Source organism: Lysinibacillus sp. RU7, assembly GCF_057837305.1.
Genome location: NZ_JBYQFK010000005.1, coordinates 71,696 through 84,645, shown reverse-complemented (window position 1 = coordinate 84,645; position 12,950 = coordinate 71,696). Strand labels below are relative to the sequence as shown.

Genomic DNA, 12,950 nt, shown 5'->3' with positions numbered 1-12,950 from the left:
AGGGAGACTGAAATGAAATCCATTTTATTTGTAGGGCATGGAAGCCGATTAGCAACAGGGAATGAGGAAATCCAGCGCTTTGTAGACAAAATTCGCCCAGACTTAGAGGATCAATTTTTAGTGGAAACATGCTTCTTGGAGTTATCACGACCTTCGATACCAGAAGGAATTGAAGCATGTATTCAAAAAGGTGCGAAAGAAGTATATGTAGTACCCATCATTTTATTGCATGCGGGTCATTCTAAACTACATATCCCGGCAGAAATTCAAGATGCAATCGAAAAGTATCCAAATGTGAAATTTACATATGGCGAAACGATTAGTGTGCATCCACAAGTGTTTGATATTTTAATAGATCGCTTGCAGGAAGTAGGAATCGATACATCTGCTAAACATGACGATACAGCGATTTTACTTATCGGGCGTGGCGGCAGTGACGCAGAGGCGAACAGTGATTTTTATAAAATTACTCGTTTACTGTGGGAGAAGCTGCAGGTGAAATGGGTCGAAAGCGCATTTATGGGTGTCACAAAACCACGCGTTGATGAAGGTATCAAACGTTGCATTCAACTTGGTGCGAAAAAAGTAATCATGCTACCGTACTTTTTATTTACGGGTGTACTAATGGAGCGTATGGATAAGATGTTACAGCAGTACAGCGAGCAATATCCTGAACATGAGTTTGTACTAGCGAAGTATTTTGGCTATCACCCAACGTTACAGGAAATTTTAAAGCAACGTGCAATGGATGCAGTAGAAGGGCGCTCAACAGGCGAACAAGATATGGAAAAGTATCGTGCTTATGTAGCAGAACATGGACCGATTCATCGCCATTGCTTTGACTGCCATGTGCGTTGTCATACACCGGAGCGTTGTTACAACTGTCCTCATGCTCATGATGACCATCATCACGATCATGACCACGACCATCATCATCACCACAGCCATGCACATGATGGAAAGGTGGAGCATACAACATGATTTTCATGTTAGCAGGTACAAGTGATGCGAGAGAGTTAGCCATTCGCTTGCAGGACAAGGGGCATTCGTTAATCGCGACTGTCGTAACAGAATCAGCAGCTAGTAGCTTAAAGGAAGCAAATATTTCGCATCATATAGGACGTTTAAATTCACTGCAAATGGTAGAGCTTTGTCAAAAGTTAGGTTGTAATAAAATTGTCGATGCCAGTCATCCATTTGCAGAAGAAGCATCAAAAGAAGCCATTGCTGCTTCGAACATTCTTAATATTCCTTATATTCGGTATGAACGACGGAATGAACAATATGATCATCCACTCATTTCAGCGGTTGATACGTATGAGGAGGCCGCCCTGTTAGCGAAACAAAAAGGCGGCACGATTATGCTAACGACGGGTAGTAAAACACTTGCTACGTTTACGAAGCATTTATTAGGCGATGAGCGTATTCGCTTATTAGCTCGTATGCTGCCGAATAAAGAAAATATGGAGAAATGCGATGCGTTAGGTGTAGTGCAAAAGGACATTATTGCGATTCAAGGGCCTTTTTCGAAACAATTAAATGCTGCATTGTATGAGCAATACGGTGTTACATTAATGGTGACAAAAGAAAGTGGAAAAGTCGGCTCAGTCGACGAAAAGATTGAAGCGGCGCTCGATTTGAACATCGAAATTATTTTAATTAAACGCCCTCAAATTGCTTACGGAGAAGTGTATGCAACGTTTGAGGGAGTAGAGCAAGCAATCCAACAATTAGGAGGAAATAAACAATGACAGCCAATATGAATTTTAATACAGCATTTACACCGTTAACAGTAGATCCAGATAAAATTTACGATTATAGTTTTTCGATTATTAAAGAAGAAATGGGCGAGCATCCTTTCACAGATGAGCAGTGGATGGTTGTACGCCGTGTGATCCACGCGTCAGCAGATTTTGAATTAGGACGTAGCGTCATGTTTACAGAGGACGCAATAGAAGCGGGCGTTCAAGCAATTTTAAGTGGAAAGCACGTCATTGCAGATGTACAAATGATTGAAAGTGGTGCAGGTCGCAAGCGTTTCCAAAAGCATGGCGGCGATTTACACTGCTACATCGCAGACCCAGACGTATGGGAAGAAGCAAAAAAACAAGGAACAACACGTGCAATTATTTCGATGCAAAAAGCGGTTCGTGAGCATGAAGGCGGTATTTATGCGATTGGGAATGCACCGACAGCGTTGCTTGAACTAATTCGTTTAATTAAAGAAGGGATTGCAAAACCAGATTTAATTATCGGGATGCCGGTTGGATTTGTATCCGCGGCTGAATCGAAAGAAGAGTTAGCTTTATTAAAGGGGATTCCATTTATTACAAACGTAGGACGTAAAGGTGGCAGTACGGTAACAGTAGCCGCACTAAATGCCATCTCGATTTTAGCAGATGAACGTGCAAAACAAGAAAAGTAAAAAAGACCCTTCTGAGATGCGTCATGGCTACACGACAGGGGCTTGTGCAACCGCGATGACAAAAGCAGCATTACTTGCGCTCATTACAAAGGAAGTACCAGAGCAAGTAACGATTTATTTGCCAGTCGGTCAATTTGCAACATTTCAAGTAGAGTCTTTTCAAGTAACGGAAAATGCGGTGATGTGTGAAACGATTAAGGATGCAGGGGATGATCCAGATGCAACACATAAGGCACGCATTCAAAGTACGGTCCGTTTATTAAATACGCCTGATATACGGATTGATGGTGGCATTGGTGTTGGGCGTGTGACAAAGCCAGGGTTACCGGTTCCAGTAGGAGAAGCAGCGATTAATCCCGTACCACGTAAAATGCTCCATCAAGTGATTGATGAAGTGAAGGAGCAATATAGTCTTACACAAGGTGTGGAGGCAGTCATTTCAGTGCCAGATGGTGAGGAAATTGCTAAAAAAACATTAAATGGTCGCCTAGGCATTATCGGCGGTATTTCGATTTTAGGGACAAGAGGTACCGTCGTTCCATTTTCAAGCTCTGCCTATATGGCGAGTATTGTACAGGCAATTAGTGTAGCGAAAGAGGCAGGCTGTGATCATCTTGTCATTACGACAGGCGGGCGTAGTGAAAAATATGCGATGCAGCAATACCCGGACTTACCAGAAGAAGCCTTTATCGAAATGGGCGACTTTGTCGGCTTTACGTTAAAGCATATAAAAAAACAAGGCATTCCGAATGTCTCCCTCGTTGGGATGATGGGGAAATTTTCGAAAGTTGCACAGGGCGTGATGATGGTACATTCCAAAAGCGCACCTGTCAGCTTTTCGTTTTTACAGCAACTTGCACAGAAAGCTGGTGCACCAGCCGATTTGGTGGAAGAAGTATTGCAAGCAAATACAGCCTCTCAAGTAGGGGAGTGGATGGTAGAACATGATGTGCCACAGTTTTTTGAGGAACTCTGTAAAAACTGTTGCTACCATGCCATTGCACATGTGAAGGGTGACATCAATGTGTCAACGTCCCTGTATTCGATGAAGGGCGAATGTTTAGGAAAGGCTGAAAATATACATGAAATCAATGAAAATGATTGGTATCGGGGATAACGGCATTGAAGGGTTATTACCGCAATATAGACAATGGATTGAAGAAAGTGAAGTGCTTGTTGGCGGTGAACGCCATTTAGATTTCTTTCCGCAATATAAAGGAGAAAAAATAGTCCTAAAAGGCGGACTATCCAAAATTGCGAGCTATTTAATAGAAGAAACTCGCTCGGTTGTGATTTTAGCATCGGGCGATCCGCTGTTTTATGGCATTGGTGGTGTGTTAGCGAAGAAATTGCCACTAGAAATTTATCCGTATACAAGTTCTATTCAGTTAGCCTTTTCTCGTATGCAAGAATCGTGGCAAGATGCGTATATTACAAGCTTGCATGGACGTTCTATTAAAGGCTTTGCGCAGAAAATTGATGGCTATAAAAAAGTCGCAATTTTAACGGATGAGCATAATACGCCAAGCAGTATTGCGAGCTATTTAAAGCACTATAACTTAACTGAATATGAAGCGTTTGTTGCGGAAAATTTAGAAGGGGTAAATGAACGTTGTGGCTTTTATTCCTTAGATGAAATGGAGCAACAAACGTTTTCTCCATTAAATGTTGTCATTTTACGTCAAATAGCAGAGCCACCTCAGTATGCACTTGGGATTGAGGATGCACTATTTATTCAGCGTAAACCGGATAAAGGACTCATTACGAAAAAAGAAATTCGCGTGCTCAGTTTGCAAGCGATGCAGCTCACGAAGCATAGTGTTGTGTGGGATATTGGGACGTGTACAGGTTCTGTTGCGATTGAAGCAGCAAAAATTGCACGAGAAGGTGCCGTTTATGCGATTGAAAAAAATGAAGCAGACCTTGAAAACTGCTTTGCTAACCAGCAACGATTCCGCGTTGATGTGACGGCGAAGTTAGGGAAGGCACCAAATGGTTTAGAGGAGTTCCCGAATCCAGATGCCATCTTTATCGGTGGGAACGGTGGCGAAATGGAACAATTACTAACACTTTGTATCCAGCGCTTAAAAGAAGGCGGTCACTTTGTTATGAATGTGGCGACGATCGAAAATTTATATAAAGCGGTGGAATGTCTAAAATCACTAGATTGTGAGGTTAGTATTTTACAGGCACAATTAGCGAGAAGTAAGCCAATTTTAGATATGACGCGCTTTGAGCCGCTAAATCCGATTTTTATTATTACAGCAACAAAGAAAGGAACAGGACAATGAGCAATTTAGGTGTGTTATACGGATTAGGTGTAGGACCGGGAGACCCAGAGTTAATTACAGTAAAGGCATTCCGTTTATTACAGGAGTGTCCTGTGATTGCGTACCCGAAAAAATTAAAAGGTAGTAAAAGCTATGCCCATCGCATTGTTGATGTGTATATTAATCCAGCTGAAAAAGATATGCTTGGTCTTGTGTTCCCAATGACGAAAGATGAGGATGTTTTAGCGCGCGAATGGAAAAAATCTGCTGAGACGATTTATGAATATTTAGCACAAGGAAAAGATGTGGCTTTCGTAACAGAAGGAGATCCGATGCTATTTAGTACGTTTATTCATTTAATGAAGCTGATGCAATCGATGCATCCGGACGTACAAATTGTAACGATTCCAGGCATTTCTTCTTTTAATGGTTCAGCTAATCGCTTAGGTATTCCATTAGCGGATGGTGATGAGCATGTGGCGATGATTCCAGCGCATGATGATATGAATGCGATGCGTAAGGCAATTGAAGATCATGATGCCATTGTGTTTATTAAAGTAGCAAAAGTAATAAACGAAATGCTTGCTTTATTAAAAGACATGGGGCTGTACGACCGAGCACATGTTGTGACGAAGGTAACGTCAGATGAGGAAATTATTTGGAATTTAGATGATTTAGCAGAGGCTGAATTAAATTATTTATCGTGTATGGTGGTGCGTAAATAGTGGAGAAGATTTGGATTGTTGGAGCAGGACCGGGAGACCCGGATTTAATAACGGTAAAAGGTTTGAAAAAACTAAAAGAGGCCGATGTCGTCATGTATACGGACTCTTTAGTGAGTGAGGATTTAATTGCACAAGCAAACCCAGGAGCTGAAATTATTCGGACAGCAGGTATGCATTTGCAGGAAATGGTTGATTGTATCGTCGAACGTGTGAAGGCAGGTAAAATGCTTGTGCGTCTTCATACAGGAGACCCAGCAATGTATGGTGCCACAATGGAGCAAGTAGCGCTATTAAAAGAGCATGGGATTGGCTATGAAATCGTACCAGGTGTGAGTTCGGTTTTCGCGTCAGCGGCAGCAGTTGGAGCAGAGCTGACGATTCCAGACTTAACACAAACGCTCATTTTAACACGAGCAGAGGGACGTACACCCGTACCAGAAATGGAGCAATTACATAAATTAGCCAGCCATCATTGTACGATTGCGTTGTTCCTAAGTGCGACGTTAACGAAGAAAATTGTCAAAGAATTGCAATCAGCAGGCTGGGCAGACAATACACCGGTTGCGGTGATTCAACGTGCTTCTTGGCCAGATCAAAAGATTGTTCGAACAACGTTGATCGAATTAGATGAAGCGATGCGCGTGAATGGTATTCGCAAGCATGCGATGATTTTAGCAGGCTGGGCACTTGATCCAAATATTCATGAAAAAGAATACCGTTCAAAATTGTATGATGAAACGTTTACACACGGTTATCGAAAAGGTGTGAAAAAATGATTGAGTTGCAAGAAGGTGTACTGCCAGAAATCACGGTCAAAAAGCCATATGCCTTAGTTGCGATTACAAAACACGGCGTAGCGAATGCAAGACGCTATGCCGCGTTGTTCCCGTATGTAGATGTGTATTATATGGGGAAGTTTGCGCAGGGAGACGAGGAAATTCGCGGTATTCAATTATTTAACGGATCGGTTCGTATGCTATTCCCGGCTCTTTTTAAGCAGTATAAAGGAATGATTTTAATCATTTCATTAGGTGCGGTTGTGCGGATGATTGCCCCGTTATTAGTCGATAAAAAGCAAGATCCAGCTGTACTTGTGATCGATGATAAGGGGGAGCATGTCATTAGTGTAGTATCGGGGCATATTGGTGGAGCGAATGCCTTAACGAACGAGGTAGCAAAAGCCATTGGTGCACGTCCTATTGTTACAACGGCTTCAGACGTTCAAAAAACAATTCCGGTTGATTTATTCGGTGCCCGTTTTAGTTGGGTGTGGGATGCAGAGGACAAGCTCACACCGGTCAGTGCGGCTGTTGTCAATGAGGAACCTGTTGCCATCGTGCAAGAAACAGGGGAGCGCGATTGGTGGATGCATGATACACCAATGCCAGACAATCTACATTTATATGACACGATAGCAGAAGCGATCGATGCAAAGCCGAATGCTAGCTTAATTATTACGGATCGTTTATTGACAGCAGAGGAGCAAGTATTACTTGAAAATGGTGTTATCTATCGTCCGAAATCGCTTGTTCTTGGGATGGGCTGTAACCGTGGGACGTCACTTGAAGAAATCGAGTCGGTTATTTTACAAACGCTAGATGAGCTTCAGCTTTCTATCAAAAGTGTCAAAGCATTAGCAACAATTGATCTAAAAAAGGATGAAGAAGCCTTTTTACAAGTGACTGCGAAGTATGATTGGGAATTTGTAACATATACACCAGCAGAGTTAAATGAAATGCCATTACCAAGCCCCTCTGAAACTGTATTTAAATATACAGGGGCATATGGTGTTAGTGAGCCAGCAGCGATGCGTTATGCAAAAACGACTGAATTATGCTTACAGAAAAAGAAAAGCGGCAACGCTACCATTTCCGTAGCACGTTTGCAATTTGAGGAGGAGTAACATGAGTAATCGATTTGTCATTGCAGGTACGGGAAGCGATGTAGGAAAGACAACACTTACGATAGGGATTATGCGCGCACTGATGGATAGAGGACTTCGTGTACAAGGGTTTAAATGTGGACCGGATTATATCGACCCGTCTTACCATACTGCAGTAACGAAGCGTCCATCGCGTAATATTGATAGCTGGATGTTGTCGCATGAAATCGTTCAAACGATTGTGAGTCGTGCCTCAAAAGATGCAGATGTAGCAATCATTGAAGGTGTTATGGGGCTTTACGACGGGAAGTCTCCACTTGCTGATACAGGCTCAACGGCTGAAATTAGCCAGCTAACAAATAGCCCGGTTATTTTAATTGTCAATGCCGCAAGCATGGCACGAAGTGTTGCCGCTATTGTGAAGGGCTTCCAAGTATTAAATGAAAACGTGCACATTGCGGGTGTGATTGCCAATAAGTTAGGAAGTAAAAGTCACTTTGATATCGTAAAAGCGGCGATTGAGCAAGAGTGTGATGTCCCGGTAATTGGCTACTTATTAAAAGGAGCTGTACCAACAATCCCAAGCCGCCATTTAGGGTTAATTCCAGCGATTGAACGCGGGGAGCTTGATGATTATTTTGCTGAGCTTGCACAAAAAATTGAGGAAACTATTGATCTTGATCAATTATTAGCGATTACAGAAGCAGAGCCGCTTGAAGCGACTTCAACAATTTTCGAAAAGCGTCATACAGAAGCAGTCCATCTTGCAGTAGCAAAAGATGCGGCATTTAACTTTTATTATCAGGAAAATTTAGAGCTGTTAGAGGCAGCCGGAGCGGTCTTACATTACTTCTCCCCACTTGCCAATGAAACAGTACCAGCAGAAGCGCAAGGCTTGTATATTGGTGGTGGTTTCCCAGAGGAGTTTGCTGAGCAGCTAGCAGCTAACACGGAAGCGAATGAATCGATTCGAGCAGCGATTCGTAGTGGTCTGCCAACATTAGCAGAATGCGGCGGCTTTATGTATTGTACAGAGGCGATTGTGACACGCAGTGGTCATCGTGTACCGATGCTTGGCATTATCCCAGGTCAGGTCGTCATGCAGGATAAGCTGGCGGCACTAGGTTACCGTGAAATTACGGGTGTGGCAGGGAACTTTTTAATTGGTGAAGCGGAACAAGCAAAAGGACATGAATTCCATTATTCAACATACGATGGTCATCGCGAAACACCGGCTTATTTTTCAAAGGGACGCTTCCGAGCACAGCAGGAAGGCTATTTACACAAAAATTTAGTAGCGGGTTATACGCATTTTCATTTTGCGTCGAATCCACAGCTGATTGACAACTGGTTAACAGCTTGTAAGGAGGCTTGTCGATGAATTACTATCCGATTTGTTTAAATATTGATTATAAAAAAGTCGTGATTGTTGGTGGTGGTCATGTAGCCAGACAAAAGCTACAATCGCTACTACCAACAAAAGCACAGATTGTTATTGTGAGTCCAACGATTGTACCAGAAATTCAAACCTATATAGAGCAAGGTGTAGCGACTTGGCACGAAAAAGTGTTTGAGGCGAGCGACTTAGACGGGGCAGCGTTGATTTTTGCTGTAACGAATAACGAAGAAGTCAATGATGCAGTAGAACAAGCTACACAGCATTGGCAATTACTAAGCCGAGCAGATGCAAAAGGGCATGTGGATTTTATTAACCCGGCCGTTGTTCGTCGTGGTGAATTTATGCTAACGGTATCTACTTCTGGTGCGAGCCCTTCGTTAACAAGAAAGGTAAAGGAAGACTTAGCCGAAGTGTACGATGAATCGTATGCAGACTATGTTACTTTTTTAAAGGAAGCTCGCCTGGATTTGCTAGAAAAATCGCTAAACCGTGAAGTCAAAAAACAAGCGTTACAAGCATTGCTGACACCCGAAGTGTTGGAATGGATTCGTCAAGGGGACACGGAAAAATGTCAGCAATTTTTGCAACAGCTAGTGCAAGAGGAGAAAACATTGTGAGTGGAATCGTTTATCTTGTTGGGGCAGGACCAGGTGATCCAAAGCTAATTACTGTATACGGCTTAGAGTGTATTCAGCATGCAGATGTAATTGCCTACGACCGTCTAGTCAACAAAGAATTATTAAAGCATGCAAAACCGACTGCTCGCCTTATTTATTGCGGAAAAGAGCCAGGAAGACATGGGCTTATCCAAGATGAAATTAATCAATTACTTGTAGAAGAAGGATTAAAGGGGCGCTGTGTTGTGCGCTTGAAGGGTGGAGACCCGTTTGTATTTGGTCGCGGTGCAGAGGAAGCAGCTGTTTTAAAAGAGGCTGGCGTTCCATATGAAATCGTACCGGGTATTACAGCCGGTATTGCAGCACCAGCTTATGCAGGGATTCCAGTGACACATCGCGATTTTGCGACAAGTTTTGCGATTGTAACAGGGCATGGACGAGCAGAAAAGGGACAAGATTTTTTAGATTGGGCTTCTTTAAAAGGCATCGATACGATCGCGTTCTATATGAGTGTCGGGAATATCGCGCATATTACGGCACAGTTAATCGCCCATGGAAAAGCACCAACGATGCCGGTTGCGGTCATTGAATGGGGAACAACGAGTGATCAGCGTACATTTACGGCGACACTTGAAACGATTACGGCTTGTATTCAAAACGAGCAAATCGTAAATCCAGCAATGATTTTAGTCGGTGAGGTTGTCAAAGTAAGAGAGCAAATTGAATGGTTTAAAGAAGGGGTGTTGAGCAAATGATAATGCTTGAAAAATTAAAGCAACGCCGTGCCATTCGTCAATATGAACAAAAGCCGGTAGAGCGTGAAAAAGTTGAGCAATTATTGCAAGCAGCAACGTATGCGCCAAATGACCGTATGCGTGAGCCTTGGCATTTTTATGTACTACAGGGTGACAGCTTAAAGCGTTATGAAGAAATGGCGAATGCCTATTTACAGGAACGTTTCCCAACGAAACCTCATTTAGTGACAAGCTCACTAGAAGTGATTCAAACGACACCACTTGTGATTGTAGTAACGGCGGATAAAGTTGCTGGAGACGAAGGCGCTACAAAGGACAATGAGTTTGCTGTTTGTAGTGCCATTATGTCCATGTGGCTTGCAGCGGAGGAATTAGGACTTGGCTTTGTATGGCGTACACGTGGTGTAGGGCTTGTTCACGATGAGCGAATGCACCAATTTATCGGTGCGACAGAGGAGCAACAAGTAATCGGTACGTTATTTATCGGTTATCCTGCAGAAACACCGACAACGGAGAAAAAACGCTCACATTTTAGCGAGAAGACGACGTGGTTATAGGGGGAGCGGCATGACGAAAAGAGGACTTGTGCTAGTTTATACAGGTGATGGTAAAGGAAAAACAACTGCTTCGCTCGGTGTCACATTACGTGCGATTGGTCGAGGCATGAATGTCAAGTACTTGCAATTTATTAAATCTCCGGAGCGTACATACGGCGAGCAACTGGCGCTCCGCAAGCTTGGTGTTGAAACAGAACAGCTAGGTATCGGTTTTACGTGGACAAAAACACCAGAGGAACATCGTGTTGCACTGCAAAAAGCGTGGAATAAAGTGAAAAAAGCACTACAAGATGAATCAATTGATTTGCTTGTTTTAGATGAATTAAACAATGCACTTGCCATTACAAAATTCCCAATCGATGATGTACTCCCTTTAGCAGAAGTGTTAGAAGCGATTCAAAACCGTCCGCCCCATATGCATTTGGTCATTACGGGACGTTCTGCCAATCCAGCTATCATTGCGTTAGCTGATTTAGTGTCGACAATTGAACCGACGAAGCATTATTACGCAGATCAAGATGTGTCTGCTGTGAAAGGACTTGAATTTTAATGAAGGCCATTATGGTTCAAGGGACGGCTTCAGACGTTGGGAAAAGTGTGATTTGTACAGCTTTATGTCGTATTTTAGCAAACGACGGCTACAGAGTGGCTCCGTTTAAATCCCAAAATATGGCATTGAACTCATATATTACAGAAGACGGTGGCGAGATTGGACGCGCGCAAGGTGTACAGGCAGAGGCGGCACGTACCATTGCAACAACGGATATGAACCCGATATTACTGAAGCCAAAGGGCGATATGGTATCTGAGGTCATTGTACATGGGAAGCCTTTTGCGAATATGGACGCTGTTTCCTACCGCGAACAATTTGTTGAAGAAGTGATGCCATTAGTAAGATCATCCCTTCAACGTTTATCACAACAATATGATGTGCTTGTACTTGAAGGCGCAGGTAGTCCCGCAGAAATTAACTTAAAGGCAAGAGATATTGCGAATATGCGCATGGCACATGAAACAGATGCAGCCGTTATTTTAGTCGCAGATATTGAACGAGGTGGTGTTTTTGCTTCGATCGTTGGTACGTTGATGCTGTTAGATGAGGCGGAGCGAGCGCGTGTAAAAGGCATTATTATTAATAAATTCCGAGGGATGAAGGAGCTACTTGATAGCGGGATTACGTGGTTAGAGGAATATACGAATATTCCAGTGCTTGGTGTAATTCCACATATCGATGTGCAAATCGAGGCAGAGGATTCGATGGCGTTATCAAGCTTGCGACTAAAAAAACCACAAGCTGAGGAGTTTCCAATCGATGTTGCGGTTATTTGTTTCCCGCGCATTTCGAACTTTACCGATCTCGATCCATTAATGGATGAGCCACAAGTAGGTGTACGCTTTATCAAATCTGTAGCAGAGCTGAAAAATCCAACAGTTATTATTTTACCGGGGACAAAAAATACGGTAGAAGATTATGAATGGCTGGAAAAAACGGGACTGGCACAGGCGATTCAGCAACACGCACAAAAGGGCACGTATATATTTGGCATTTGTGGTGGCTATCAAATGCTTGGGGAAACATTAATTGATGAGGAAGCGATTGAAGCAAGTGGTGGTCGGACTAAAACACTAGGGTTAGTACCGTTAGAAACGATTTTTGTAGCAGAAAAACAAACGGTTCAAGTATCTGGCCAACTGTCTACTGGTGAACAGGTAACAGGCTATGAAATTCATTTAGGGCGTACACGAGCAAACGATTTAGTCAAACCTTTTGTACAATTACATGACGGTCGAACAGATGGCGTAAGAAGTGACGATGATCGTATGATTGGTACGTATTTGCATGGAATTTTCCATAACCGACAGTTCACAAGAAATTATTTTAATCGAATTCGTCTTGAAAAAGGATTAGCAACAATTGATACAGCGGTGCAATCCGAAGCAGAGCGTCGCGAACAAGCCTATGAAATGCTTGATGTGCACGTGCGTCGCCACCTGAATATGGAGCTTTTATATACATTAATTACATAGCATGTTGTTTGGTGTAGTGAGAACTACTTAATAGGGAAGTGTGATGCAAATTCACCACGGTACCCGCCACTGTAAAACGGAGCAACAAATCGTCACCACTGCGTATGCGGGAAGGGATTTGTCTTGTGAGGATGTGAAGTCAGGAGACCTGCCAAACGAACACGAAATGTACCCACGGGATTATGGGAAGCATTGTACTACATATGATAGTGCTTGCTTTCAAGGTGGCGTCTGAAAACATTTGAGACGCTACCTTTACGACGAGGATGGTGGTAACCATCGTAGGGGCAAT

The 12,950-nt window shown here is 43.0% G+C and carries 14 protein-coding genes and 1 riboswitch; all 14 genes read left to right on the top strand.

What is annotated here, in order from left to right; translation table 11 throughout:
• The first annotated feature begins 12 nt into the window (after window positions 1-12).
• The gene (locus tag AC3II9_RS05320; RefSeq protein WP_489153750.1) at window positions 13-981 is read left to right on the top strand and encodes a sirohydrochlorin chelatase; all 969 of its coding nucleotides are present in this window, start codon (window positions 13-15) and stop codon (window positions 979-981) included.
• Entirely contained in the window at window positions 978-1,751 is a 774-nt protein-coding gene (gene cobK, locus AC3II9_RS05315; RefSeq protein WP_489153748.1) for a precorrin-6A reductase, read from the top strand. The genes AC3II9_RS05320 and cobK overlap by 4 nt, the downstream gene beginning before the upstream one ends.
• Before the next feature lie 8 nt (window positions 1,752-1,759).
• Window positions 1,760-2,425, top strand: a complete 666-nt coding sequence (locus tag AC3II9_RS05310) for a precorrin-8X methylmutase (protein ID WP_391372703.1) — start codon at window positions 1,760-1,762, stop codon at window positions 2,423-2,425.
• On the top strand, window positions 2,400-3,542 hold the full coding sequence (locus AC3II9_RS05305) for a cobalt-precorrin-5B (C(1))-methyltransferase (RefSeq protein ID WP_489153747.1): 1,143 nt from the start codon (window positions 2,400-2,402) through the stop codon (window positions 3,540-3,542). The genes AC3II9_RS05310 and AC3II9_RS05305 overlap by 26 nt, the downstream gene beginning before the upstream one ends.
• Window positions 3,517-4,716: a precorrin-6y C5,15-methyltransferase (decarboxylating) subunit CbiE gene (gene cbiE / locus AC3II9_RS05300; RefSeq protein WP_489153936.1), complete on the top strand. Its 1,200-nt coding sequence runs from the start codon at window positions 3,517-3,519 to the stop codon at window positions 4,714-4,716. The genes AC3II9_RS05305 and cbiE overlap by 26 nt, the downstream gene beginning before the upstream one ends.
• Entirely contained in the window at window positions 4,713-5,420 is a 708-nt protein-coding gene (cobI, locus tag AC3II9_RS05295) for a precorrin-2 C(20)-methyltransferase (protein ID WP_489153746.1), read from the top strand. The genes cbiE and cobI overlap by 4 nt, the downstream gene beginning before the upstream one ends.
• The gene (gene cobM, locus AC3II9_RS05290; RefSeq protein ID WP_489153745.1) at window positions 5,420-6,196 is read left to right on the top strand and encodes a precorrin-4 C(11)-methyltransferase; all 777 of its coding nucleotides are present in this window, start codon (window positions 5,420-5,422) and stop codon (window positions 6,194-6,196) included. The genes cobI and cobM overlap by 1 nt, the downstream gene beginning before the upstream one ends.
• Window positions 6,193-7,323, top strand: a complete 1,131-nt coding sequence (locus AC3II9_RS05285) for a cobalt-precorrin 5A hydrolase (RefSeq protein WP_489153744.1) — start codon at window positions 6,193-6,195, stop codon at window positions 7,321-7,323. The genes cobM and AC3II9_RS05285 overlap by 4 nt, the downstream gene beginning before the upstream one ends.
• Before the next feature lies 1 nt (window position 7,324).
• Window positions 7,325-8,683, top strand: a complete 1,359-nt coding sequence (locus tag AC3II9_RS05280) for a cobyrinic acid a,c-diamide synthase CobB (RefSeq protein ID WP_489153742.1) — start codon at window positions 7,325-7,327, stop codon at window positions 8,681-8,683.
• Window positions 8,680-9,318: a precorrin-2 dehydrogenase/sirohydrochlorin ferrochelatase family protein gene (locus AC3II9_RS05275; RefSeq protein ID WP_489153740.1), complete on the top strand. Its 639-nt coding sequence runs from the start codon at window positions 8,680-8,682 to the stop codon at window positions 9,316-9,318. Before AC3II9_RS05280 ends, AC3II9_RS05275 begins: the two co-directional genes overlap by 4 nt.
• Window positions 9,312-10,073 (top strand): uroporphyrinogen-III C-methyltransferase, encoded by a 762-nt coding sequence (gene cobA, locus AC3II9_RS05270; RefSeq protein WP_489153934.1) that lies wholly within the window; start codon window positions 9,312-9,314, stop codon window positions 10,071-10,073. Before AC3II9_RS05275 ends, cobA begins: the two co-directional genes overlap by 7 nt.
• Window positions 10,070-10,630: a nitroreductase family protein gene (locus AC3II9_RS05265; RefSeq protein WP_489153738.1), complete on the top strand. Its 561-nt coding sequence runs from the start codon at window positions 10,070-10,072 to the stop codon at window positions 10,628-10,630. The genes cobA and AC3II9_RS05265 overlap by 4 nt, the downstream gene beginning before the upstream one ends.
• 10 nt (window positions 10,631-10,640) lie before the next feature.
• On the top strand, window positions 10,641-11,180 hold the full coding sequence (locus tag AC3II9_RS05260) for a cob(I)yrinic acid a,c-diamide adenosyltransferase (protein ID WP_489153736.1): 540 nt from the start codon (window positions 10,641-10,643) through the stop codon (window positions 11,178-11,180).
• Entirely contained in the window at window positions 11,180-12,658 is a 1,479-nt protein-coding gene (locus tag AC3II9_RS05255) for a cobyric acid synthase (RefSeq protein WP_489153735.1), read from the top strand. Before AC3II9_RS05260 ends, AC3II9_RS05255 begins: the two co-directional genes overlap by 1 nt.
• Window positions 12,651-12,829, top strand: a riboswitch (cobalamin riboswitch). Its footprint overlaps the gene before it by 8 nt.
• The last annotated feature ends 121 nt before the right edge of the window (window positions 12,830-12,950 follow it).

Excerpts from the sequence above, each read along its gene's own strand:
- cobI (WP_489153746.1), top strand. The coding sequence starts at position 4,713 with ATGAGCAATTTAGGTGTGTTATACGGATTAGGTGTAGGACCGGGAGAC.
- cobK (WP_489153748.1), top strand. The coding sequence starts at position 978 with ATGATTTTCATGTTAGCAGGTACAAGTGATGCGAGAGAGTTAGCCATT.
- AC3II9_RS05320 (WP_489153750.1), top strand. The coding sequence starts at position 13 with ATGAAATCCATTTTATTTGTAGGGCATGGAAGCCGATTAGCAACAGGG.
- AC3II9_RS05305 (WP_489153747.1), top strand. The coding sequence starts at position 2,400 with ATGAACGTGCAAAACAAGAAAAGTAAAAAAGACCCTTCTGAGATGCGT.
- AC3II9_RS05285 (WP_489153744.1), top strand. The coding sequence starts at position 6,193 with ATGATTGAGTTGCAAGAAGGTGTACTGCCAGAAATCACGGTCAAAAAG.
- cbiE (WP_489153936.1), top strand. The coding sequence starts at position 3,517 with ATGAAAATGATTGGTATCGGGGATAACGGCATTGAAGGGTTATTACCG.
- AC3II9_RS05275 (WP_489153740.1), top strand. The coding sequence starts at position 8,680 with ATGAATTACTATCCGATTTGTTTAAATATTGATTATAAAAAAGTCGTG.
- AC3II9_RS05265 (WP_489153738.1), top strand. The coding sequence starts at position 10,070 with ATGATAATGCTTGAAAAATTAAAGCAACGCCGTGCCATTCGTCAATAT.
- AC3II9_RS05255 (WP_489153735.1), top strand. The coding sequence starts at position 11,180 with ATGAAGGCCATTATGGTTCAAGGGACGGCTTCAGACGTTGGGAAAAGT.
- AC3II9_RS05310 (WP_391372703.1), top strand. The coding sequence starts at position 1,760 with ATGAATTTTAATACAGCATTTACACCGTTAACAGTAGATCCAGATAAA.
- AC3II9_RS05260 (WP_489153736.1), top strand. The coding sequence starts at position 10,641 with ATGACGAAAAGAGGACTTGTGCTAGTTTATACAGGTGATGGTAAAGGA.
- AC3II9_RS05280 (WP_489153742.1), top strand. The coding sequence starts at position 7,325 with ATGAGTAATCGATTTGTCATTGCAGGTACGGGAAGCGATGTAGGAAAG.